Genomic DNA, 23422 nt, shown 5'->3' with positions numbered 1-23422 from the left:
TCGACCCTCGTGCGAGATGTGCACGCCCTCCAGCATCCCCAGAACGCGATCTGCCATCATGAAATCTGTCCCTATCGAAGACATCGCTGAACCACACCCTCCTTCGCAGGGCAGAGAGGCCGCCCTCCAAGCGGCGCGCAAGAAAAAGGCCCTTGTCGCCGCCATCATCGGCAACGCGCTGGAATGGTATGACTTCATCGTCTATGGCTTTCTGGCGGTGTTCATTGCCAAGCAGTTCTTTCCGCCTGGTGATGACGTCGCTGCGCTTTTGCTGACCTTTGCTACTTTCGCGCTCTCCTTCGCTGTGAGGCCGGTGGGAGGCGTGCTGATCGGCCTGTATGCCGATCGCTTCGGCCGACGCCCCGCGCTGAGCTTCATCATGGCGACCATGACCGTGTCGATGCTCATCATGGTCGTCGTCCCCTCTTACGCATCCATTGGGGTTGCCGCCACGGTGTTGATGGTCATCGCGCGCATCCTTCAGGCGCTGTCCGCAGGCGGCGAGTTCGCCAGTGCCGCGACCTACCTCCTGGAGTCCGTCCCGGAGAAAAAACGAGGCCTTTACAGCGGGCTCTACAGCAGCGGCCCGCTGCTTGCGACGGTCATGGCGGCGCTCGTTGGGCTGTTGATGACCCAGGTGATGTCACCAGAATCCAGAGACAGTTGGGGATGGCGGGTTCCCTTCGCCTTCGGCCTGCTGATTGCCCCGGTGGGCTACTACATCAGGAGATACCTGCCGGAATCCGAAGTGTTCGAGAAGAACACCGACACCCAGGGAACCCTTGAGAAGCTTCGATCCGTCTTTCGAGACCATCGCCGCGCACTCGTGGTCGCGCTTTCCCTGGCCGCCATCGGCACATCGGTGCAATACGTTCTCCTCGTGTACGCGCCCACCTATGCCGTGCGTGAGCTGAAGCTCCCCCCCCATGTTCCATTTCTCGCCCTCTTGGTCTGTGGGAGCATCGGAATGATCCTGACGCCGCTGCTGGGAATGGTCGCTGACCGGGTCGGTGCGCAACGGCAACTGCATGTCAGCCTTGGCGTACTGATCGTGCTGATCATGCCGCTTTATGTCTGGATGACTGCCGAGCCATCGACGGCCAAGTTCATCCTCTGCTCGGCAATCTTCACGACGGTGACATCGGCGTCGAACGCCGTGTATCCAAAACTGATGGCCTATCTCTTCCCGCCTGAACTCCGTTCGACGGGCATGGCGATCTCCTACAACCTGAGCGCGACCGTCTTCGGAGGCTTCTCGTTGTATGCAATCACTGTCTTGCTGAATGCGATGCAGAGCACCTTGGTGCCGGCGCTTTACGTGGTCGCCGTGACGGCCGTCTTCTGGGTGATCCTGGTTGCACTTCATCGACCCGGCGCGGACTTCAAAGTCTGACGACGTTTGTCAGCAGGGAATCGAATCCTACAACTCCATTTCAAGGAAACACATCATGATCGACGCCTCCAGTGCAATGAAATTCGCCGCCTCCGAGCGAGCCAGAGAGCTGTACGCCCGCTTGCTTGTGTGCGATATGACTTCGCCCTTCTGCGCACCCGCGAACCAACGGCTCAAGGACGCATTCGTTCAACGGCTGGTGAGTGACGGCTTCACCTACGTGTCCTTCACCTTGGCAGCCGACAACAGCGATACGATCGGCGCGATCCAAGCGATTGCGGCGTATCGAAAGTTTTTTCTTGCCCAGGGCGATCGGTGCATTCTGGTCAACGTCGTAGACGACATCCATCGGGCGAGGAAGGAGGGAAAGCTGGCCGTGGGCTTTCATTTTCAAGGATCAGTTCCGGTTGGCCGTGACCTCTCGATGGTCGAGGTCTTCTACAAGCTGGGGATCCGCCACATGTTGCTCGCCTATAACCAAAAGAACTTCGTCGCGGACGGCTGCCACGAACTGGGTGAAGGTGGGCTCAGCCGATTCGGGCGAACGCTGATCACCGAGATGAACCGCGTCGGGATGCTCGTGGACGTTGCCCATGCCGGCTATCGTTCCTGCATGGAGGCCATCGAGTACTCCGATCGCCCGGTGATCTGCAGCCACGGCAACATCTGGAACATCCATCAGCATCCGCGTTGCTATCGCGATGACCAGATCAAGGCGGTTGCAGCGAGTGGCGGGGTGTTCGGGCTGACGGGGCTGTCGATCTTTACCGGAGACGACGAGGCATCGCCCTTAAAATTCGCCGACCAGATCGACTACATCGCGCAATTGGTCGGGCCACAGCATGTCGGTCTGGGGCTTGACTACATCGTCGATCTGCCTGCGATCACTGCCGACGCAGCAGCCCACGCGGACAAGCTGCCACCGGACGGCGGCTACACGCGCAGCGACATGAAGCAGGTTGAACTCGATGCCATGCCCCAAGTCGTGGACGCGCTCTTGAGCAAGGGCTATTCCGATTCGGATATCGCCCTCATCATGGGCGAAAACTGGCTGCGCGTGATGAAGGAAGTCTGGAAGACGCCCATGTAGAGCCCGAGGGTGGAAATGGCAACGGGCGGGTTCTGATCGGGCGTGCCCCTTGCCATTGCCCACTTTCCGCGAGCTCACGCATGACCTGACCAATCAGGGCAACGATGGCTCGCTTCGCATGGCTGGCAGGAAGGTGCGCCGACACGCACAACCCGAGCACGCGTTGCATGAGCGGCGAGGCCAAACGGTGCGCGACGAGGCGACCCTCGGACACTTCGCGCTGCGCCAGACCGAGCGGCATGATCGTGGGTCCCAGTCCTGCCTCGACCGCAGCCCGAAGTGTGGGGACCGAATTGATCTCCGCCACAACTCTTGCGGGTGTACGTCCGTCAGCCTCAAGTGCCGCCTCTACCAAGCCGCGCGTGCAATGCCCGTGCGTCCTGGCCGGCCATACCAGCGCGCGTTCGGTGGCCTCATCCAGGCTGACTTCCCCTGGGGGCCGCGGATTGGCGCAACGCGGCGATTCCAGTAAAACGAAGTCTTCTTCGATCACCGGCGTGAAGGCGACGTCCTCCTTGGGCAGGGTTGGCGAAAAAACCGCCACGTCGATCCGGCCACGCAGCAACTGGTCGGCCATGTTGCCTGTCAGCTCTTCATTCAGATGAAGCACCACGTCCGGGTAGCGGCGGGCAGCGGCCTCTATGATCGGCAGCGCAATGAGGGGTGACACACTCTGCGGCAGAGCGACCACCACCGAACCCGTGACTGCGTGAGCGGCCGAATGCACTGCTGCACGGACATCGCCCACCTGCTTGAGGACGCCCTGCGCGCGCTCATAGAACACCCCGCCCGCCTCGGTCATGGCCACGCCCGTACGGCTGCGCAGCAGGAGCTGCGTTTCCAGCTCCGCCTCCAGTTCAGCCATCTGCTTGCTGAGCGCTGATTGCGCCACATGCAGCAGCTGCGCAGCGCGTGAAAAGCTGCCGCCGTCCGCGATCGCAATAAAGTACCTGAACTGGCGCAGCTCCATCGGGATGTCTCCAGCCGCATTGCACATGTGTGTGCGCGGCAGCTCGATCATTCTAGGTGCGGGGGCTGGCCGGAACCCTGCGTGGCAAGCGGACAGGACTCAGACAGGGATGACTTTTCCGGGGTTGAAGATGTCGTCCGGATCCAGGGCGTGCTTGAGCGCGCGCATCAGAGCCACGCCCTCAGCCCCATGCTCGTCCTGCAGATAGCGCATCTTGTGCAGGCCAACGCCATGTTCGCCAGTCGACGTCCCGCCGCAGCGCAATGCGCGCGCGACCAGCCGACGACTGAAGGCTTCGGCAGCGTCGTACTGTGCCGCATCCAGAGGATCGATCAGCACCACGCAGTGGAAGTTGCCATCTCCCACATGACCGAGGATCGGCGCGAGCAGTCCATGCGCCTGGATATCCGCCTGCGTCTCGTCGATGCATGCCGAAAGCTCGGAAAGCGGCACGCACGCGTCGGTGGTGATGCTGCGGCTGCCCGCCCTGAGTTGCAGGCAGGCGAAGTAGGCGTGGTGGCGCGGTGTCCACAAGCGCGAGCGGTCTTCGGGATGAAGCGCCCATTCGAAGGAGCCACCGCCATGGACATCGGCTATCTCACGCATGAGCGCGGCCTGCGCCTCAATTTGCGCCTTGCTACCGACGAATTCAAGGAAGAGCGTTGGACGTTCAAACAGGCTGGTGCGGCTGTGAGCGTTGACCGCGCGAATGGTGAGCGCGTCCAACAATTCGGCCCGCGCGAGAGGCACGCCGAGCTGAATGGCTTCGATCACACTGTCGACAGCCGCGCGCACACTCGGAAAATTGACAACAGCGGCCGCTGCCGTCTCGGGCTGGGGGTGCAGGCGAATGCTGGCCTCGGTGATCAGCCCCAGCGTGCCTTCGGAGCCGCAGTAAATCTGCGTCAGGTTGTAGCCGGCCGAACTCTTGCGCGCACGGGAGGCGGTGCGCACGATGTCGCCCTTGGCGGTTACCACGGTGAGATTGACCACGTTCTCGCGCATGGTGCCGTAGCGCACGGTGTTGGTCCCGGACGCGCCGGTGGCGACCATTCCGCCGATAGACGCGTCGGCGCCGGGATCAACCGAAAAGAATAAGCCTGTTCCCGCCAACGCCGCGCTCAGTTGGTGGCGCGTCACGCCGGCCTCGACCGTGGCGGTGAGGTCGCTGGGCCGTATCGCCAGCACCTTGTTCATCTGAGAGAAGTCGACGCAGACGCCGCCGTGTACCGCCAGCACGTGGCCCTCCACCGAGGAGCCTGTGCCAAAGCCGATGATGGGAACGCGTTCCTCAGCGCAGGCGCGCACCACGAAGGCGGTTTCCTGCGTGCTCTGCACGAAAACCACCGCGTCTGGAGGCTTTGGCGCGAATGCGGACTCATCGCTTCCGTGTTGAAGTAGAACGGCGCGATTCGTGGACAAACGTTCGCCGAAATTTTTCCGCAGGCACTCGAGCAACGCCGCTGACGGCGAGCGTCGAGCGGAGCCTTGTGTGCCTTGGCCGGAGGGGGAGGAAGTAACGCCCATGGAGCTTTCTTTTTGGGTGAATCAATAAGGAAACGGCGTGTCCCGTTGAACCTGCATTGGGGCTGGCCCGTCTGCCGTCCAATGGTCTCGAAATCGTCGGTTCTTGCCACCGCGGGTTAACGCGGGAGATCCATACAAATTCGAGAAGGGTTCATCTCCAAACGAGAGGGAGCGAGCGCCCAGCCTCGTGCCGCGAATGGGTGCGGACTGGCCCTTGAAGCACGGTATGAGTCGCGCATTACCTCCGACCCCGAGTGCAATGTGCTGGCGCGGCTGTCCGAATTACCCAAAGGGCTGGCCATTTCTCGTTGTGAAGTCAGCAGGTTCTTCCGAGACATTGAGGTGCCGAACGTCTACAGCATGCCGATCGACAAGGCGCGCAAGGCGCTGGCCGACAAGGGCTGGCGGCCTGTGCGTGCCAAGGCGGATGGTGAATCGCGGAAGGCGGGGTTCATCAAGCGCGGCATCGTCGAGATCGAGTCCTGCGCGTGAACGGGCCTCGCGTACTGCAGCTTCAGCTACACCAGCGCGGCCGGCACGTTGTCGCTCGTTACCGCGGGCGAGCAGGACCTGCCGAACGTCGTGAACTACGACGCGAAGTGCCGCTGATTCCGCACGTTCTCTGCCGCTATCCGCGAGACCAAGGAGTTCTTCACATGCCTGGGATACTGCCTGCCCGATCAGGTTGAGACCTCCTTGCCGCGCACGTTCAGCAAGGGTGAGCATCGACAACCACAGCATCAAGCATCCCGTGCGGCCCTGGCCAAGGGGATGCAAGGCCTGGCTGTCTGCGGGCAGCGAGTGGGCAGGCCGGCGCGGCGCGATCGCGATGAGCCTCGTGCAGTCGGCGAAGCTGCACGGTCGTGATCCCTGGGCCTGCCTCAGAGACGTGCTCACTCGCATGCCAACGCAGTTGGACAGCCGCACCTGCGAACTACTGACACACACCTGGCAATCCGTGCACTGACCCGCTCGGCAAATCGACTGACTTCCTTGAAGCGTCGAGCGCCGACCCATGATTGGCGGGACCGACTTACGTCAGTTGCATGGGGATGAAAGCAATTCCATTCGTCTCCACGCGGGGGCCTGAAGCCCGAAATCCAACGTGTTCATAAAAGGCCAGGGCGTACGGCGTCGAGTTAACTGTCGTGGGCACCGATGCGCAAGGCCATCCGTAAGCCTCCTTCACATGAGACCAAAGCGCTCTTGCGACACCCCTTCTCTGGAATTCCTCGCCAACGAAGAGATGGAATAGATGAGTGTTGCGACGAACCGCAACAAGGCCCATCAGTTGACTTCCGGCCATGGCGACGTAGTAGTCGAGCTCAGCCGCGGTCAGGTTGCGCACCATGCCTTCGGGCCCGAGGGCCGAGAGAAATACATCCGCGCCGGACCCGTCGGGATTCAACAGGAAGTGATGCGCGAGCGAGAGAATCAAGGCGCTGATGACTGGGGCGTCGTCTGGCACGGCACGTCGTATCAGCATGGGTTTGTTGGTGGGCGTGGCCGTCATCTCGAACGTCGGGTCGTGGCTTGACATCGTGAGCTTACCTCGACGATCCAGAGCCTGTTGACACGCCAAGGCGGGAGAGCTGCTCGCCGACCGGATTGACGGCATCAAACCCGTCCGGGTTTTTATCGGCAGCCCCCGCAGGTCAGGAGTCCATGGAATTCAACAGATACTTGTTCTGGACGAGTTCACGGCTCTCGCGGCACACCCGCGTGGTGCCGATCAACGAGTCGACGCGCAGGGACTGTGTGCAAGGGCTGGCTGAAGCGGCCGCTCGCCGGGTGAAGCGCCGTGGGCTGCGTGCGGTCGCCGTCATGTGAGACGCGGCCGGCTGCTGCAATGGATTCTGTCTGACGTACGTCTCGCGGCAGGTGCGCATCATCCTCCCCCGCGTCGCCGCCGAAGCCGCTGTGGGCGTGCGCCGGCCACTGCAGATTTTTTGCCGCCGAGCTCTTGAAACTGCGCAAAGCGAACACACGTCGAATTCCGTTGGAACCTGGTCAACCGAAAAGGAGGCTTGATATGACCATGAACCTGCTCAGGCAAATCGCCACGTCCCGCTTGCCGGTGACTTTCTATCGCACCGACGACATCGACCAGGTCAGGCTGCTTCGCGCCGCCGGCCTCGTCGTCGCACTGGTGCCTTCTCCCTCGGATCCCTCGAGCCTGTCGGGCACCCCCTCGGCGGCGCAAGTGCTGGCCGTGACCCAGAAAGGGCGCGAGGAGCTTGCGAAATTCAGCTATCCGCAGGCCAGTGCGCCGCGCTGGCGATTCCGGATGCCGCGCATCAAGACCGTACCCCGCATCGACCTGGGCTTGCGCCGCGCGCAGCCCGAGCGCAATGCCCGCTCGCAGGTCGACGGGCGCGCCCAGCCCTGACCCCTGTCAAGCGCCACCCTGCGTGAACGCGCCGGCGGCCGCGTCGGCGCTGCATCCAACTTTCGTGGAGGTTTAGCCATGTACCGTTCCCTGTTTCCCCGCGACATGTTCGCCGAGATCGATCGCCTGCAACGCGACATGCAGCAGGCGTTCGACCTGTCACCTTCGATCCGCGGTTTCGCCGCAAACGGCTTTCCAGCGCTCAATGTGGGCAGTACCTCGCAGGCGCTCGAGATCTACGCGTTTGCACCGGGCGTGGATCCGGCCACGCTGGAGGTCCATCTTGAGCGCGGGCTCCTGACCATTTCCGGCGAACGCCAAAGCGCTTTGCCGAAAGAGGGCGAGAAGGCGGCCGTGCACATCAACGAGCGCTTCGACGGGAAATTCCGCCGCGTGATGACCCTGCCGGAAGACGCGGACCCCGAGGCGGTCGAGGCGCGGTTGCGCGACGGCGTGCTGCGCATCACGGTGCAGCGCCGCGTGAGCGCGCAGCCGCGGCGCATCGCCATCCAGTGACCTTCAAAGACTTCAGCGCCTTCAGGAAAGGAACCATGCCATGAACAGCAACATCCAGACCTCTTCGCCTGCCGACCAGAGCCGGGTTTCGCAACGCGAGAGCGCAGCTTCGCATGCCGAGCCCGCGCTCACGCCGCCCGTGGACGTCGTGGAGGACGCAGGGGGCATCTCGCTCTATGCGGACCTGCCGGGCGTCAGCCGCGAGAACCTGAACCTGCACGTCGAGGGCGGCACCCTCTCGATCGAAGCGCAGGCCGATCTGGCGACGCCGCAGGGCCTGCAGACCAGCCACACCGAGGTGGGGTTGGGCAGGTTCCGCCGCGTCTTCACGCTGAGCAAGGAACTCGACACGCAGAACGTCAGCGCCGAGTTGGCGCAGGGCGTGCTCCGGCTGCGCATTCCCAAGGCCGCGCATGCGCAGCCCCGGCGCATCGACATCCAGGTCGCATAAGGCGTTGTACGTCGGCGGGGCGGCCTTGGGGCCGCTCCCGTCGTGTCCGAAGCGCCAGGCTCTTGTCCGCATTCCCCCGCATTCGCGATTCCGCAGCCGGTGGACGGCAGCCGGCGCCTGCGCGGGTGGAGAATCTCCGGCCCATGGAACTCAGATCGCTGCGCTACTTCATCGCCGTCCTGGAGGCCGGCAGCCTCTCGCGCGCCGCTGTGGCCCTGTACGTCGCGCAGCCCGCGCTGACGGCGCAGATCAAGAAGCTGGAGACCGAGCTCGGCACGCAGCTGTTCGAGCGTTCGCACGCGGGCGTCACGCCCACGGCGGCCGGCCTGCAGCTCTATCAGGACGCGCGCAAGCTGCTGTCCGACGCCAGCGCCATGCGCGAGCGCCTGCAGCGCTCGCCGGAGGGCCTGGAGGGCTCGGTCACCGTCGCGGTGCCTTTTCTGTTGGCTTCGCTGCTGCTTGGCCCCGTGCTCGCGCGGCTCAAGCGCACGCATCCGCGCATCCGCGTGTTCGTCCTCGATGACCTGAGCCTGATGGTGCGCAAGGCCATGGTGGACCGGCGGGCGGACATCGGCCTGCTGGTCGATACCGAGTACGTCAACGGCCTCGACGTGAAGCCCTTCGTGCGCGAGCCGATGTTCATCTGCGGCTTCGACGCGACCGGCGAAGTGGCCGCGATGACGCAGCCGCCGGCCGGCCAGCAGAAGCAAAAGGGCAGACGCGGCAACGCCGGCGCGGTGCAGCGGCCCGAGCTGCCTTTTGCGCGTGCCGCCAGCCTGCCGCTGGTGCTGCAGTCGCGCCGCTTCAGCATCCGCGCGAGCGTCGAGGAGGCGGCGGCCGACCTGGGGCTGGAACTCAACATCGCGCACGAGCACGATTCGGCCCGCGTCATCCGCTCGCTCTACCTGGCGGGCGCGGGCTTTACCTTCTCGCCGGCCTGCGCCATGGCCGATGCGCCGCCCGCCGGCAGCGGCTGGCTCGCGGCCCGCGTGGTGCAGCCGGACCTGGCGCGCACCTACTTCCTGGCGACCTCCTCGGCCCGCGAGGCAGACCCCGCGACCCGCGCCGTGCGGGACGTGCTGGTCGAAGAAGCGCGCGCGCTGATCGATGCCGGCCGCTGGGAGGCCGAGTTCCTGTTCGGCAAGCGCGCCAAGGCCACCGGGCCATAGCGGCGAACGCACCGCAGCAGGCCGGCCATCATCTTTTTTGATGGCCGTGCATCAGCAATCGGTATTTGTTGTCGCGCGTCTTCTGCTGCGAAAGTCGTCCTCACAGCGTGCTTGCGGCACGCGCATGAAGGAGACGACTTTGCTGCCCCCCGCCACCCCTGAGATCGCCAACGTTGGCGCGCTCGTATCCCGCGCCGCGCGCATCCACGCGCGGCGCCTTGCCGTCACGAGCGCGTCGCGCGCCGTCACCTACCAGCAGCTGGAGCAGCGCTCGAATCGGCTGGCCAACGCGCTGTGCGGCCTTGGCCTGCAGCGCGGCGAGCGCGTGGGCGTGTACCTGCCCAACTGCATCGAGATCGTCGAGCTGGAGCTGGCCTGCTACAAGGCCGCGCTGGTGAAGGCGCCCATCAACGCGCGGCTCGCGCCCGTCGAGGTGGCCGAGGTCATCGCGAACAGCGAGGCCGCGTTGATCGTCACCACCGCCGATCGGGCCGAGAGCTTCCTGGCGCACCTGAAGGGCGCGGCGCCGCGCCTGTTGCTGCTCGATGCCGCAGAGAACTCGCCGGCCTCCTACGAAGGCCTGCTCGCGCGCGCCAGCGACAGCTTCACCGCCGCGCGCGTGCTTGCGGACGAGCTCGCCGTGCTGCACTACACCTCGGGCTCCAGCGGCGTGCTCAAGGCCGCGATGCAGACCTTCGGCAACCGGCTCGCGCAGCTGCGCAAGTTCCTGATGCGCCCCGACAACCCGCGCCCCGGCGACCTGCTGGGGCTGGTCGGGCCGATCACGCATGCGTCCGGCATGCAGCTCGTGCCCGCGCTGTGCAGCGGCGCGACGATCCGGTTGTTCGGGGGCTTCGAGCCCGCGCGCTTCATCGCCGAGATGAAGCACGAGCGCATGACCCACACCTTCATGGTGCCCACCATGATCAACATGCTGCTGGCCGAAGTGCAGGGCCGGTACCGCCCGTTGCCCGACCTGCACCGGCTGGGCTACGGCGCGGCGCCCATGGCGCCGGCCCGCATCATGCAGGCGATGGACGTGTTCGGCCCCGTGCTGTCCCAGGGGTACGGCGCGGGCGAGACCACATCGGGCGTGTGCGGCCTGAGCGTGGACGACCACCTGTTCGCGCGCGCCGCAATGCCCGAGCGGCTGGCCTCGTGCGGGCGGCCGTTCCTGGAGTCGCAGGTCGACATCCGCGACGACGAAGGCCAGCCGGTCGCGCCGGGCGAAATCGGCGAGATCGTGGTCGGCGGGGCCGACGTGTTCGCGGGCTACTGGCGCGCGCCCGAGCTCACGGCCGAGGTGCTGAAGAACGGCCGCTATCACACCGGCGACCTCGCGCGCGCCGACGACGAGGGCTACATCTACATCGTCGACCGCAAGAAGGACATGGTCATCAGCGGCGGCTTCAACGTGTATCCCTCGGAGGTCGAGGCCGTGCTTTACCAGCACGCGGCGGTCGACGAGGCCTGCGTGTTCAGCGTGCCCGACGACAAGTGGGGCGAGGCCGTGGCCGCGCACATCGTGCTCAGAGCCGGAGTGGCGGCCGATGCGGCAGCGCTGGACGCCTTCTGCGCCCAAAGGCTCGCCGGCTTCAAGCGGCCCCGGCGCATCGAGTTCGTCGACGCGCTGCAGAAGAACGCCAACGGAAAGATCGCACGCAAGGCCATCCAGGCACCGTACTGGGCCGGGCAAGACCGCCGCGTGAACTGAGCGCGATGAACACCATGCACACCATGAATGCAGAAGTCACGGCACCCGAGCTCACCCTGGCCGCCGACGTGCGCTCGCCGCTGTTCGACGGCCCCTTCGAAGGCTCGCCGCGCGCCGCCGAACTGATCGCCCGCATCGGTGATTTCCTGAACGGCGAGCTTGCCGCGCTGGTGCGCGAGGAGGGCATCGACCACGAGCGCAGCCCCGGCAAGGCGACGCTGCAGCGCGTGTGGCGACGCTCGCACGCGCTCGGCTTCTACGGCATGACGCTGCCCGAGCAGATGGGCGGCCTGGGGCTGTCGCTGCTCGACCACGTGCTCATCAAGGAGTCGATCTATGCGAGCGGGTCGCCGCTCGCGCCGCATGTGTTCGGCGAACTCAGCGGCCCGCCGCGCGTGGGCGCGCTCGCGCGGTTTGCCTCGCCGATGCAGCTCGCGAAATTCATCCTGCCGGTGGCGCAGGCCGAGAAAGCCATCTGCTTCGCGCTCACCGAGGCCGAGGCGGGCTCCGACGCGGGCGCGGTACAGACCCAGGCGCGGCGTGAAGGCGACACCTACGTTCTCAACGGCCGCAAGCGCTTCATCTCGGGCTCGCCTTTCGCGGACTACGCGGTGCTGATGGCCTCGACCTCCGACAGCCCCGAGCGGCGCGAGGTCTCGGCCTTCTTCGTCGACCTGGGCCAGCCCGGCGTGGAAGTGCAGTCGGGCTACAAGACGATGGCCGGCCAATCGACCACCGGCGACATCGTGCTGACCGACTGCCGCGTGCCGGCCGCACACCTGATCGGCGAGCCGGGCCGGGGGCTCGCGCTGGCGCTCGGGCGCATCACCGTGAACCGGCTGCTGCATTGCCCCGGCATGGTGGGCCTGGCCACGGTGGCGCTGAAGGACGCGCGCGACTACGCCCGCACGCGCCGACAGTTCGGCCAGCCGATCGCGCAGTTCCAGGCGATCCAGCACTCGCTGGCCGACATGGCGACGCAACTGGCGGCGGCGCGCGCGCTGATGATCTCGACCGCGCGCCAGCTCGACGCCGGCGGCGACGCACGCGCCGATGCGTCGATGGCCAAGCTGTTCTGTTCGGAGTCGGCCTTCCGCATCGCCGACGCGGCGGTGCAGATCCATGGCGGCGAAGGCATTGTGCAGGGGCGCCGCGTGGAGTTCCTGTTTCGCATGCTGCGCATGTACCGCGTGCTGACCGGCACCAGCGAGATCCAGAAGAACATCATCGCGCGCGAGCTGATCGGCGAGGCGAAGTAGCCGCCGGCGCAAGAACAAGTATCAGGAGACAAGAGCACCATGAACACCGACCTCACCCGTCGCGCGCTGTGCCGCGCGCTCGCAGCCTCGCCGCTGCTGCCACTGGCCACGGCGGTGCGCGCCTCCGGCCACTGGCCCAGCCGGCCCATCAAATGGGTCGTTCCCTACCTGGCCGGCACCGGTCCCGACACCGGCGCCCGCATCCTCGCGGAAGCGGCCGGACCGTTGCTGGGGCAGCCGATCATCATCGAGAATAAGGGCGGCGCCGCGGGCAACATCGGCGCGCGGCAGGTGGCGCGCGCCGCGCCCGATGGCTACACCTGGATCTACTCCGCCGGCCCCATGGCCGCGAACGCGCGGATGTACCAGAACCCCGGCTACGACGTGATGAAGGACTTCCGCCATGTGATGCGCCTGACGACAGCGGATGTGCTGCTGATCGTCAACCCCGCATCGGGCATCGAGAGCCTGCAGGACCTGATCGCCCGGGCGCGCGCTCATCCCGGCAAGCTCGACTACGCGTCGGGCGGCGTGGGCACGCCGTCGCACCTGGGCGTGGAGCTGTTCCTGAATGCCGCGCGGATCAGCGCCACGCATGTGCCGTACAAGGGCGCGTCGGAGCTGGTGAATGCGGTGCTGGGCAACCAGGTGACCTTCGGCATGCCCATTCTTGCGGTGGCCTATCCGCACGTGAAGGCGGGCAAGCTCAGGCCGCTGGGCGTTGCCGCGTCGAAGCGCAACGCCACGCTGCCCGAGGTACGCACGCTGGACGAGCAGGGGCTGCAAGGCGTGGAGCTCACGTCGTGGGGAGGCCTGTCGCTGCCCGCCGGCACGCCCGATGCCATTGCCCACCGCCTGTACGAGGTGTTCAGCCGCATCCTGAAAGACCCGAAGGTGATCGCCGCGCTGACCGAGCAGGGCAGCCAGGTCGCGCCGTCCACCCCCGAAGGCTACCTGCAGGTGATTCGCGACGAGATCGACCTGACGGGGCGGATGATGGCGAGCGCGAAGATTGCGCCGCTGTAGCTCCGAGCGACAGCGAACGCCTGCGGCCTCTCGACGGTATTTCCGCGCTCAAGGAGGTGCCCGTGAACGGGCGTTTCAGCAGCAACGCACAGGAGGTCCTGCGCAAGGCCGTGTGCGCCGATTGGTTGTGAAGCGCAAGAGTGACGGTCGCGACGTCTTGCCAGCGGCGAAGCGCCCAGGTGCCGGCGCGCGCGAACGATGCGGCACTCGTCGCCTGACGGCACTTCCCAGTGCACGGCGTATTCCCTAGAGGCGGGTTTATCCGAGGGGAGTCTCTGCAAGGTGCGGGCAAAGTACTTCATGCGCCCAGAGAGCATGAGCTGTGATGAAGCCATGAAGCGCAGTTTTTGCGAGGCAGAACCCTTCGTATCGGTGATCCGCGTGTGTGATCGATTTCGAGGTGTGGGCGCATCCCATGAAGCCGAACCCGAGACATGTATGACGAGAGAAACTCATCCACGCCGCTGGATTGGCGTAGCCAGCCTTATCGCCTGCGTGACGCTGTTTTCCGCGTGCGGCAGTACGGCCTTTCTGGCCGTACCGGACAAGACCTCGCTTGCTCGGACCTGCGCCGGCATGGCCGGCACTACGGTCGCCGCGGGGCAGATCGGGCTGGCAAGCGGCAGCGCAACCGTGTCGTCCGCCGTGCTCGTCCCGGCTGTCACCACCTCGCCTTCTTTCTCCGAATATTGCAAGGTGCAGGGCTCGATCGCTCCGCTCTCCGCGGGTGCCGATCCGATTCGCTTCCAACTCAACCTGCCCACCACTTGGAATGGAAAAGCCGTCATGGTCGGAGGCGGCGGCTTCAACGGCACGCTCGTCGATGCAGTCGCCGCGCTTCGCGACGCTGCGCCTGGCCAGGCGCAGCCGATCACCCAGGGTTTCGCGACCTTCGGCACCGACTCCGGTCACGACGGCACGGCTTACGGAGCGACCGACCCCGCCAAATTCGCATTGAATGACGAGATGCTGCTGAACTTTGCGCATCAGTCATACAAGAAAGTCAAGGACGTCGCGCACGTGTTGATGCGGCAGTACTACCGGCGCGCACCGTCCAGACAGTATTTCTACGGCGGCTCGGAGGGCGGGCGCGAGGGCCTCACCATGGCGCAGCGCTACCCGCAGGATTTCGATGGCATCGTCTCCGTCGTGCCGGTGATTCAATGGACAGGGCTCTTCAACGGCTTCGTCAACTACCAGTTGCCGCAGTTCGCCGGAGGGGCCATCAACGCCAGCAAGGTGCGCGTGCTCGCCAATTACGTGAACACCGCGTGCGACGCGCTCGATAACAGCGCGGACGGCGTGGTGAGCAACTACCTTGCCTGCCCCTCGCGCGTCGACCTGCAGACCTTGCGTTGCCCGGGCGGGAAGGACACGGGGGACACCTGCCTGTCCGATGCGCAACTCGCCGTCCTCAAGGCATCGTACGGGCCGACCGTGATGCCTTTTCCTCTTGCCAACGGCCTCACCACCTATCCGGGCCGCCTGTACGGCGGTGAGATCCAACTCGGCGGCGAGGGCGTGGGACGCTGGGTGACGACCGGCAAAGCGCCCAACCTGCCACCGACTGCGGCAGACGCCCGCGGTGTGATCTACGGCAGCAGCTACGCGCGCTATGTGATCGCGAAGAACGCCGCTTTCGACATCCGCACATGGAACGCCGCGAACTTCAAATCGCGCGTTCAGGAGGTGTCGGCGCTGATGGACTCGACCAATCCGGATCTTGCGGCTTTCCGCGCGCGAGGCGGCAAGCTCATCATCCGCGAGAACGCGGGCGACTGGGCTCAGAGCCCGGTGGCGGGCATTCAGTATTACCGCAGCGTGGTCGACAAGCTGACCCAGCCGGTCGTCGACGAGTTCGTGCGCCTTTACGTGTCACCGGCATCGAACCACGGCGGTACGGCGGCCAGCCTCACGACAGGCACCGAAATTCCCACCAATCACGATTTGCTCACGACGCTCGACAACTGGGTGACCGGCGGCAGCGCGCCGGCCGACGCACTCGTGCAGGTGCGCAACGCGCCCGCCGCCCCTTTTGCCACGCTTGCGACGCGCCCCATGTGCCGTTACCCGAACCACCCGGCGTATCTGTCGGGCGATGTGACGAAGGCTGAAAGCTATCGCTGTGTCGCATCGTTGCCCTGACTCCTTGGGCGTCTGCGCAATCAGGTCTATGGCAGACGAAGCCAAGCGCTTGGCAGGCTGAAGCAAGGACGGCGGTGATCACCGCCGTCAGCTTGCCATCCGCCGCGATGCGATGGACGTTGGTCGTTGCCTGCTCAGTCGGCCGCCGCGCCTGACTTCTTCACCAGTTCGGCCCAACGCGGAATCTCCCTGGCCATGTGGTCGCGCAGTTCTTCCGGCGTGCTGCCCACCAGCTCCATCGCAAGTTGGCCCGAGAGCTTGGCCTGCACGTCGGGCTGCTTGAGCGCCTTCACGATCTCGGCGTTGAGGCGCTGCACGATGGGCTTGGGCGTGCCTTTGGGCGCGTACACCGCCTGCCACGACGACATTTCGAAGCCCGGAATGCCCGACTCCATCATGGTCGGCAGGTCGGGCACCAGCGCAATGCGCTTGGCGGTGGTCACGGCCAGCAGCTTGAGCTTGCCGCTTTTTACCAGCGGCAGCGCGGCCGTCACCTGGTCGAACATGAACGGCACCTGCCCCGCGGCCACGTCGGTCAGGGCCGGAGGCGTGCCCTTGTACGGCACGTGGGTGAGCTTTACGCCGACGAGGTCGCGAACATTTCGCCGGCGAGGTGGGTGGAGGTGCCGGCGCCCGAAGAGGCAAAAGTGCGCTTGCTCTCGTCCTTCTTCAGCAGGGCCACCAGTTCGGCCACGGAGTTCACGCCGAGCTGGCTGTTGACGATGAGCACGTTGGGCAGGCGCGCGACCAGCGAGACGGGTTCGAAGTCCTTCATCGGGTCGTAGGACAGCTTCTTGTAGAGGCTGGCGTTGATGGCGTGCGTGCTGATGGTGCCGCCAAAGAGCGTGTAGCCGTCGGGTGCAGCCTTGGCTACATAGGCCGCGCCGATGCCGCCGGCCTGCCCGGGCTTGTTGTCGACCACCACCGACTGCTTGAGGCTTTCCCCCAGCTTCTGCGCCAGCGTGCGGCCCACGATGTCGGTGGAGCCGCCGGGGGTGAAGGGCACCACGTAGACGATCGGCTTGGCGGTGGGCCATTCGGGGGCCTGGGCCATGGCGGCCACAGGAACGAGCGCGGCCGAAAGCAGCGCCGCGGCGAGGCGGAGGAATTGCATGACTTTGTGTCCTTGGATTTTTGCCGATGGGCTCAGCGGCCCGTGGTCTGGCGCCACGCCGCGAAGTCGTTGCGGCTTTGCTCGTCGGTGGGCGGATAGAGGCCGAGGATGGAGCGGCCCTCGAGCACCTTCTCCTGCACGAAGTCTTCGAAGGCGGTCATCTCAGTGGCTTCGGCCGCAACCTCGTCGGCCATGTGGGCCGGAATGACGATCACGCCTTCGGCATCGCCCACGACCACGTCGCGGGGGAACACGGGCGCGTCGCCGCAGCCGATGGGCACATCGATATCGATGGCCTGATGCAGCGTGAGGTTGGTCGGCGCGCTGGGTCGCTGGTGGTAGGCGGGAAAGCCGAGCTTCGCGATGTCGGGGCTGTCGCGAAGGCCGCCGTCGGTGACCACGCCGGCCACGCCGCGTTTCATCAGCCGCGTGACCAGGATGCCGCCGGCCGATGCGGCGCGCGCGTCCTTGCGGCTGTCGATGACCAGCACCGCGCCTCGGGACACTGCTCCACGGCCTTGCGCTGCGGATGGTCGCGGTCCAGGAAGACGCTGATCGGGTTGAGGTCTTCGCGCGCCGGCATGTAGCGCAGCGTGAAGGCCTCGCCCACCATGTTGGGCAGGCCGGGGTCGAGCGGCCGCACGTCCTGGATGAACTGGTGGCGCAGGCCGCGCTTGAACAGGGCCGTGCACAGGGTGGCGGTGCTCACTTTCATGAGCAGCTCGCGGGTGACTGGATTCACGTGTCGTCTCCGTTGTCGATTGAAATGAAATCGGGTGGTCGAAGTTGCGGGGCGGGTCAGAAGATGTCGGGCTCGGGCACCGGCTTGCCGAAGCTGGTCTCGAGGAAGTCGAAGTCGCAGCCTTCGTTGGCCTGCTTGATGTGGCGCCCGAACATCCATCCGTAGCCGCGCTCGTAGCGCGGCGGCGGCGGTGTCCACTGCGCCTTGCGGCGCGCGAGTTCCTCATCGCCGATGTCCAGGTGGATGCGCCGCGCGGGCACGTCCACGGCGATGCGGTCGCCGGTCTTCACCAGTGCGAGCGGACCGCCGATGGCGGCCTCGGGCGAACAGTGCAGCAGACAGCCGCCATAGCTGGTGCCGCTCATGCGTGCGTCCGACAGGCGCAGCATGTCCTTCACGCCCTGCTTCAGCAGCTTGGTGGGAATCGGCAGCATGCCCCACTCCGGCATCCCGGCACCGCGCGGGCCGGCGTTGCGCAGCACCAGGATGTCGTCGGCCGTCACATCGAGCTCAGGGTCTTCCACGGCCTTCTTGAGCGCGGGGTAGTCGTCGAACACCAGCGCGCGACCGGTGTGCCGCAGCAGGTGCGGCGCGCAGGCGCTGGGCTTGATCACCACCCCGTCGGGCGCCAGGTTGCCGCGCAGCACGGCCAGGGCGCCTTCGGCGTAGATAGGGTCGGACAGCGGCCGGATCACGTCGTCGTCGTAGACCTCGGCGCCTTCGATGTTCTCGCCGAGGGTGCGGCCGTTGACGGTGAGCGCTTCGGTGTGCAGGTGGCCGCGGATGCGCTCCAGCATCGCGGGCAGGCCGCCGGCGTAGAAGAAGTCTTCCATCAGGTACGCGTCGCCGCTGGGCCGGATGTTGGCGATGACGGGCACGCGGCGGCTGAAGGCGTCGAAGTCGTCCAGACTCACGGCGTGGCCGGCGCGGCGCGACATTGCGATCAGGTGCACGACGGCGTTGGTGCTGCAGCCCATGGCCATCGCGCAGGCGATGCCGTTCTCGAAGTTGGCGCGCGTGAGCATCTTCGCGGGCGTGAGGTCTTCCCACACCATCTCGACGATGCGGCGGCCGCAGTCGGCGCTCATGCGGATGTGGTTGGCATCCGCTGCGGGAATGCTCGAGGCGCCCGGCAGGCTCAGGCCGACTGCTTCGGCGATGCCCATCATGGTGGCGGCCGTGCCCATGGTCATGCAGGTGCCATGGCTGCGCGCGATGCCGGCCTCCATCTCGGCCCAGGCCTGCTCGCCCAGCCGACCGGCGCGGCGCTCGTCCCAGTACTTGAAGGCGTCGGAGCCCGAGCCCAGCACCTTGCCCTTCCAGTTGCCGCGCAGCATGGGACCGGCGGGCAGGTAGATGAAGGGGACGCCCATGCTCAGCGCGCCCATCACGAGGCCGGGCGTGGTCTTGTCGCAGCCGCCCATCAGCACCGCGCCGTCCACCGGATGGCTGCGCAGCAGCTCTTCGGTTTCCATCGCGAGGAAGTTGCGATAGAGCATGGAGGTGGGCTTGACCATGCTCTCCGAAAGCGAGATCGCCGGCAGCTCCAGCGGGAAGCCGCCCGCCTGCAGGATGCCGCGCTTGACGTCTTCCACGCGCTGCTTGAAGTGCGAGTGGCACTGGTTGGCGTCGCTCCAGGTGTTGACGACGGCGATCACGGGCTTGCCCATCCAGTCGGCATAGCTGTAGCCCATCTGCAGCACGCGCGAGCGATGGCCGAAGGAGCGGAAGTCGTCGGGCGCGAACCAGCGGGCGCTGCGCAGGGATTCGTAGGGGCGTTTCATCAGGGTTGTCTCCACGGGCGCCGCACGGTGGACGCCGCCTTGCCGATGGCAATCCGGAAATTAAAACACTAGTATATTAGTGCGTCAATGACACAATCACCGGCGATGAGCGCCACTCCCAAGATCCGACTCGACCGCACACGCCTTGCCGCGCCCCAGGTGCTGGAGAAATTGCGCGAAGCCATCCTCGCACTCGAACTCGTTCCCGGAACCGTGCTGGCGCGGCAGGAGCTGGCGGACCGCTTCGGCGTGAGCCAGACGCCGGTGCGCGAGGCGCTGCTGCGCCTGAGCGAAGAAGGGCTGGTGGACGTGTTCCCGCAGCATGCGACATTGGTCAGCCGCATCGACATGGCAGCCGCGCGCGAGGCGCACTTTCTGCGCCGCTCCATCGAGCTGGAGCTGGTGCATCAACTGGCGCAGCAGGAGTCACCGGGACTGGTCGAGCAACTGAAAGGCGTCATCGCCCAGCAGTCGGCGCTTGCCGCGTCGCAGCGCTACGGCGACTTCGTCAACGCCGATCGCGCGTTCCATCGCCTGATGTACGAAGCCGGCGGCGTGCTGGGTCTGTGGGACCTTGTAGGCCGGGTGTCCGGGCACGTGGACCGCTTGCGGCGCCTGCACCTGCCCACCGCCGGCAAGACCGAGGCGATCCTGCGCGACCATCGCGCCATCGTGCGTGCCATCGAGGCGAAGGATTCGGCCGCCGCTCAGGCCGCGCTTCGCAAGCATCTCTCGGGCACGCTGAGCGCGGTGAACGAGATCTGCAAGCAGTATCCGGACTACGTGGTCTCCTGATGCCCAGGCGCTCTTGCCTCGCCGCGCGGGCTAGGGCATCAGGTGCTTCGCGTTGGCGTCGACCTGGTGGGCGATCCTCTTTGTGAACGGACCCTCCAGACCAAAGTCTTGCGCGCGGACCCGCAGGCGCGTCGCGACGTCCCGGGCCAGGTCGATCTCCTTGTCGGCCCACCCGGTGTCCAGGCCGCCCTGGGCGGCCAGTTGCAGAAGGTCCGCGCGCCTGATGGTGCGCGCTTCGCCGCAGATGTCCATCTGATGCTCTGCGCGAGGGCCTTCGTTGAATGTCAGGTCATAGCCCGGCGCCAGCTTCCAGGTCCTGTCCCGGTCCAGGCGAAAGCTGAAGTTCTTCGGGTGGTCGTCGCGGTTGTTGAACACGACGTTGAACACGGCTCGACCGAAGGCCTTCTTGACCTCGCGCTCATCGCGAGTGAGCACGCGCGTGGCGCGCAAGAACGTGGTGTAGTCGACCGAACCCGGCATCGCAAAGTTGGCGTGCAGCAGTCCCGCCAGCGTGTGCGTGGGCACCCGCATGCCGTCTTCGACGTCGAATCGGCATGTGGCGAAGGCGGCCAGTTCCGGACCCAGGTCCGTGTGGCTGGTGCGCGGCATGTCCACGCCGCACTCGCGTGCGAGCTGGGCGTACAGGTCCTCCAGGGCGCAAACCTCCTTGGGCTCGCCGGCCGCTTGAAATTTCACCAGCCAGGCCTGCGAACCCGGCTGGGCGCTCGTGCTGATGTACCCGTCCTGGGTTCGATGCACCAGAACCTTGGGCCGCGCGCCGTGGGGCGAGCCCCCCAGCATCGCCAGTTCCCCGAGCGCCTCGGACTCCTCGCCTGAGAGCACCCGTTGGGCCTCGGTGGCGAGTGTCAGCAGCGCCACGTCGTGGTCTTCGAGCGGCGGCGCAGTCGCCGGCTCGAAGGACAGCGCGCCGATGGCGCGCGTTCCGACGAAGGCCAGGCGGTCCAGCGAAGACAGCTGCGCAGGACGGATGCCGCTGCGGCGGGCCAACCGGTCCAGGACGAGCCGTCCCCAGCCGTCCGGCAACGCATCCGCGATCAGGCCCGGCAGGCCGAACAGATGCTGCGGGAAGTTGCCATAGGCCTGGCGCCGGAGCTTGAGGCGAACCGGAGACAGCTCCAGCTTCTCGTCGAGTGCGCGCTCGGAGTATTCGAACAGCACGTCGCGCCCGTCGTCGGCCAGCGTGCCCAGCGACCAGTCCTGCGCCCAGCCCTGGTAGCGAACATCCAGCTTCTTCATGGTCGAGGCCTTCGAGGCGCGCGCTTGCGGGAGGGGCCCTGGGCACTCTCCATATCGGCGATGCTCCTGACATTGAGCTTGAACAGCGACTGCAGCTCGCCGATCAGACCCAGAGAATGCACGACGCGGATGAAGGAATCCATCGAGGCCTGGCCCGTGGTCTCGATGTGGCGTACGGTCCCGTAGGACACCCCCGCTCTTTGCGCCAGGTCGCGCTGGCTGATCCCCTGCATGAGCCGCTGCGCGCGAATGCGCGCCCCGAGCTCGGCGCACACTTCTTCGGCAATGGAAAATTCAAAGTCCATATTTATTGCTATTATCGGCAAGAATCCAGCTTAAATACCATTATTCTGGTGTTTATGGTGCGACGTCAATCTGCCGGGATGCTCCGCAGGCCGCGCTTGAGCGCTTTGCCGCACGGCTCGCGCGGCGAGGTCAGGGAAGGCTCATCCCGGCTGGCATCCGTTGTGCCACCTTCGCTAGCGCCCTTCGCGACTCAAGCAGGTGCTGCTTCGGCGTTGCTCGGGTTCATCCAGATGTTGGCAGCGCTCGGCATCCTCATTGCGTCGTTCGGCGGGCATCAGCCATCCTTTTTGCATCCAGCCAGGCTGACTTTCGCGCACGACGGGCTTCAGGCCCATGGCCGAGTCAGTCATCGGTGATACCAGGCTTGGAAGCGGCCCTCGAATGCGCCGGACATCGATGAGCTTCGCAGGTCGTGTTGTGCCCAAGAGTTGCGCAGCGCGTCGAGGATTTGCTGAAAGATGCTTCCTTCCACCTGCAGCCGCCGCTGAAGTGTGCGTGTGCTCAAACCAAGCTTCTTGCAGACTGCCTGCATGGACAACTCACCAGCAGGCAGTGCTTCGAGCAATGCGCTGCGCAAGCGCTCGCTGGCATGGCTTCCCAGGTCGGCGAGCCACTGGCGCAATGCCGGTTCGAAGAACTTCCACATGCCGTGGTTGGCCGTCAAAAACGGGCGGCGCACGTCCTCTGTCGCGAACACAACCGTCGGAACGCGCAGGTCTTCGACCGGAGCGCCGAACCTGTCGGCATATGCGCTCCTGCCCGCTTCCGAGAGGTTGGGTGCAGGCCACCCCACGCGCAGCGCATGCACCGAACTGCGCGAAGCCAAACGGGCCAGTTGCACGAAGAAGACAAGCTTGAACGCCATGAGCACGCCCGGCGGCGCCAGCACCTTGTGGAGAAATTTCAATGTCACGTCGTTCGCCGATCGCCGGCTTCAACGCGCAGCACCATCGAACCGCTCAAGCGTTTGTACTTTGCGAGGCGGCCTAGGGCACCCCCCATGTTGACTGCTTCGATCCGCGAATTTTTTGCGCATGGAGGCGATCTGCACCACCGAGGGAGCGGCGAAGCGACAAGCGCGGCTTGCCATGCCCGACAGCGCCCAAGCCCCAGCAATCGCCCGACAGCGGCATCGGTGCGAGTGCTTGGCGCTGTGCCTGCAGTCCGCGCTTTTCTTCCTCTGCCTCCCGTCGGATTGGAGTCCGGGCGATCTGTCAGAGCCGCATGCCGCCGGAGCTCTCGAGAAGCACGATGTCGCCCGAAGCAGACCTTCCAGCTACCGGCCGTCAACCCAAGTTCTCGCAGGAGTAAAAAGAGGCAGCTACCCGGGGCATACCCGGGGCTTGCGCAAGTCGTGTCGCTTGGGCTGCCTGGTACCGACCCCATGCGGACTTGGCATCGAGGAAGCGAGCCGGACGTCCGCTGGCCGGCTCAAAGGAAATGAGTTTGCGCGCCCTTGCAGCTTCTGACTGCAGTGTCTCAAATCGAGTGGGTGCGGAGGCGGTGTCCGGCAGTCCCTGGATCAGGTCGAGCACGCGCTGCGGGGTGCCGAGACCGGCCGCCCTCCCGCGCAGCCTGACGCGTCCAGGCTGCTGGCCCAGTTCTCCGCTGCCGCTTGAACTTCGCGGCACGTCCTGTCTGGAGATCGACGACACACCAGCGTTGTGTCTGCCGGTTCTGGTGGCCAAGTCGTTCTGTGTCGCGATCCGCCTGGCGCGCCATCGACTTCGAAGTGCTCAGGGCTGTGTATTTGTACAACTTGGCGAAGAGCCACC

Annotated in this window: 22 protein-coding genes and 2 pseudogenes; 14 read left to right on the top strand and 10 right to left on the bottom strand. The window is 65.7% G+C overall.

What is annotated here, in order from left to right:
* Positions 1 to 58: 58 nt before the first annotated feature.
* Together BMG07_RS08480 and BMG07_RS08475 are read left to right on the top strand one after the other, a co-directional pair.
* Complete coding sequence (locus BMG07_RS08480) at positions 59 to 1393, top strand: MFS transporter (protein ID WP_198084174.1); 1335 nt, start codon at positions 59 to 61, stop codon at positions 1391 to 1393.
* A gap of 55 nt (positions 1394 to 1448) precedes the next feature.
* Complete coding sequence (locus BMG07_RS08475) at positions 1449 to 2483, top strand: dipeptidase (RefSeq protein ID WP_198084173.1); 1035 nt, start codon at positions 1449 to 1451, stop codon at positions 2481 to 2483.
* Here BMG07_RS08475 and BMG07_RS08470 read toward each other — a convergent pair.
* A complete protein-coding gene (locus BMG07_RS08470) occupies positions 2428 to 3453 on the bottom strand; it encodes a LysR substrate-binding domain-containing protein (protein WP_198084172.1) in 1026 nt (341 codons plus the stop codon). The two genes, BMG07_RS08475 and BMG07_RS08470, sit on opposite strands and share 56 nt — an antisense overlap.
* Positions 3454 to 3552: 99 nt before the next feature.
* The gene (locus tag BMG07_RS08465) at positions 3553 to 4980 is read right to left on the bottom strand and encodes an FAD-binding oxidoreductase (protein ID WP_198084171.1); all 1428 of its coding nucleotides are present in this window, start codon (positions 4978 to 4980) and stop codon (positions 3553 to 3555) included.
* A 261-nt stretch (positions 4981 to 5241) separates the two neighbouring features.
* On the opposite strand from BMG07_RS08465, the gene BMG07_RS08460 reads away from it, so the two are divergent.
* Both BMG07_RS08460 and BMG07_RS41765 read left to right on the top strand, forming a co-directional pair.
* Entirely contained in the window at positions 5242 to 5472 is a 231-nt protein-coding gene (locus BMG07_RS08460; protein WP_198084170.1) for a PASTA domain-containing protein, read from the top strand.
* A gap of 337 nt (positions 5473 to 5809) precedes the next feature.
* Entirely contained in the window at positions 5810 to 5947 is a 138-nt protein-coding gene (locus BMG07_RS41765) for a transposase domain-containing protein (protein ID WP_269758770.1), read from the top strand.
* A 66-nt stretch (positions 5948 to 6013) separates the two neighbouring features.
* Here BMG07_RS41765 and BMG07_RS08450 read toward each other — a convergent pair whose 3' ends face one another.
* Positions 6014 to 6520 (bottom strand): GNAT family N-acetyltransferase, encoded by a 507-nt coding sequence (locus BMG07_RS08450; protein ID WP_198084168.1) that lies wholly within the window; start codon positions 6518 to 6520, stop codon positions 6014 to 6016.
* Positions 6521 to 6645: 125 nt separating this feature from the next.
* Here BMG07_RS08450 and BMG07_RS08445 point away from each other — a divergent pair, with 125 nt between their 5' ends.
* The 9 genes from BMG07_RS08445 to BMG07_RS08405 all read left to right on the top strand — a co-directional run bounded on the left by BMG07_RS08445 (position 6646) and on the right by BMG07_RS08405 (position 15649).
* The gene (locus BMG07_RS08445) at positions 6646 to 6810 is read left to right on the top strand and encodes a hypothetical protein (RefSeq protein ID WP_198084167.1); all 165 of its coding nucleotides are present in this window, start codon (positions 6646 to 6648) and stop codon (positions 6808 to 6810) included.
* 202 nt (positions 6811 to 7012) lie between these two features.
* On the top strand, positions 7013 to 7369 hold the full coding sequence (locus BMG07_RS08440; RefSeq protein WP_269758768.1) for a hypothetical protein: 357 nt from the start codon (positions 7013 to 7015) through the stop codon (positions 7367 to 7369).
* A 78-nt stretch (positions 7370 to 7447) separates the two neighbouring features.
* Positions 7448 to 7885 carry an Hsp20/alpha crystallin family protein gene (locus BMG07_RS08435; protein ID WP_198084166.1) on the top strand — a complete coding sequence of 146 codons (438 nt, stop codon included), beginning with the start codon at positions 7448 to 7450 and terminating at the stop codon, positions 7883 to 7885.
* 40 nt (positions 7886 to 7925) lie between these two features.
* Positions 7926 to 8336 (top strand): Hsp20/alpha crystallin family protein, encoded by a 411-nt coding sequence (locus BMG07_RS08430; RefSeq protein WP_198084165.1) that lies wholly within the window; start codon positions 7926 to 7928, stop codon positions 8334 to 8336.
* A gap of 143 nt (positions 8337 to 8479) precedes the next feature.
* Positions 8480 to 9505 carry a LysR family transcriptional regulator gene (locus BMG07_RS08425; RefSeq protein ID WP_198084164.1) on the top strand — a complete coding sequence of 342 codons (1026 nt, stop codon included), beginning with the start codon at positions 8480 to 8482 and terminating at the stop codon, positions 9503 to 9505.
* Positions 9506 to 9629: 124 nt separating this feature from the next.
* Entirely contained in the window at positions 9630 to 11219 is a 1590-nt protein-coding gene (locus tag BMG07_RS08420) for an AMP-binding protein (protein ID WP_198084163.1), read from the top strand.
* Between the two features lie 23 nt (positions 11220 to 11242).
* On the top strand, positions 11243 to 12478 hold the full coding sequence (locus tag BMG07_RS08415) for an acyl-CoA dehydrogenase family protein (protein WP_198084184.1): 1236 nt from the start codon (positions 11243 to 11245) through the stop codon (positions 12476 to 12478).
* Positions 12479 to 12517: 39 nt separating this feature from the next.
* The gene (locus BMG07_RS08410) at positions 12518 to 13504 is read left to right on the top strand and encodes a tripartite tricarboxylate transporter substrate binding protein (RefSeq protein WP_198084162.1); all 987 of its coding nucleotides are present in this window, start codon (positions 12518 to 12520) and stop codon (positions 13502 to 13504) included.
* Positions 13505 to 13837: 333 nt separating this feature from the next.
* A complete protein-coding gene (locus BMG07_RS08405; RefSeq protein ID WP_198084161.1) occupies positions 13838 to 15649 on the top strand; it encodes a tannase/feruloyl esterase family alpha/beta hydrolase in 1812 nt (603 codons plus the stop codon).
* A gap of 134 nt (positions 15650 to 15783) precedes the next feature.
* Here BMG07_RS08405 and BMG07_RS08400 read toward each other — a convergent pair.
* The 3 genes and pseudogenes from BMG07_RS08400 to araD all read right to left on the bottom strand — a co-directional run bounded on the left by BMG07_RS08400 (position 15784) and on the right by araD (position 19289).
* Positions 15784 to 16763 (bottom strand): annotated as a pseudogene (locus BMG07_RS08400) (Bug family tripartite tricarboxylate transporter substrate binding protein).
* A 32-nt stretch (positions 16764 to 16795) separates the two neighbouring features.
* A pseudogene (locus BMG07_RS08395) lies at positions 16796 to 17505 on the bottom strand (ribonuclease activity regulator RraA).
* Between the two features lie 56 nt (positions 17506 to 17561).
* The gene (gene araD, locus BMG07_RS08390; protein ID WP_198084160.1) at positions 17562 to 19289 is read right to left on the bottom strand and encodes an L-arabinonate dehydratase; all 1728 of its coding nucleotides are present in this window, start codon (positions 19287 to 19289) and stop codon (positions 17562 to 17564) included.
* Positions 19290 to 19394: 105 nt separating this feature from the next.
* Between araD and BMG07_RS08385 the strand changes: the two genes are divergently transcribed.
* Positions 19395 to 20084 carry a GntR family transcriptional regulator gene (locus tag BMG07_RS08385; protein ID WP_198084159.1) on the top strand — a complete coding sequence of 230 codons (690 nt, stop codon included), beginning with the start codon at positions 19395 to 19397 and terminating at the stop codon, positions 20082 to 20084.
* A 30-nt stretch (positions 20085 to 20114) separates the two neighbouring features.
* On the opposite strand, the gene BMG07_RS08380 is transcribed toward BMG07_RS08385, so the two are convergent.
* The 4 genes from BMG07_RS08380 to BMG07_RS08365 all read right to left on the bottom strand — a co-directional run bounded on the left by BMG07_RS08380 (position 20115) and on the right by BMG07_RS08365 (position 22560).
* A complete protein-coding gene (locus BMG07_RS08380) occupies positions 20115 to 21341 on the bottom strand; it encodes a type II toxin-antitoxin system HipA family toxin (protein WP_198084158.1) in 1227 nt (408 codons plus the stop codon).
* Positions 21338 to 21646 (bottom strand): helix-turn-helix domain-containing protein, encoded by a 309-nt coding sequence (locus BMG07_RS08375; protein ID WP_198084157.1) that lies wholly within the window; start codon positions 21644 to 21646, stop codon positions 21338 to 21340. The genes BMG07_RS08380 and BMG07_RS08375 overlap by 4 nt, the downstream gene beginning before the upstream one ends.
* 174 nt (positions 21647 to 21820) lie before the next feature.
* Positions 21821 to 21997: a hypothetical protein gene (locus BMG07_RS08370; protein ID WP_198084156.1), complete on the bottom strand. Its 177-nt coding sequence runs from the start codon at positions 21995 to 21997 to the stop codon at positions 21821 to 21823.
* Complete coding sequence (locus BMG07_RS08365; RefSeq protein ID WP_198084155.1) at positions 21994 to 22560, bottom strand: helix-turn-helix transcriptional regulator; 567 nt, start codon at positions 22558 to 22560, stop codon at positions 21994 to 21996. The genes BMG07_RS08370 and BMG07_RS08365 overlap by 4 nt, the downstream gene beginning before the upstream one ends.
* Positions 22561 to 23422: the final 862 nt, after the last annotated feature.

This window comes from Variovorax sp. E3, assembly GCF_016082275.1.
In the GTDB taxonomy this organism is placed as follows: Bacteria; Pseudomonadota; Gammaproteobacteria; order Burkholderiales; family Burkholderiaceae_C; genus Variovorax.
The sequence above is the reverse complement of the archived record's forward strand: the minus strand, read 5'-3'. Positions and strand labels throughout refer to the sequence as shown.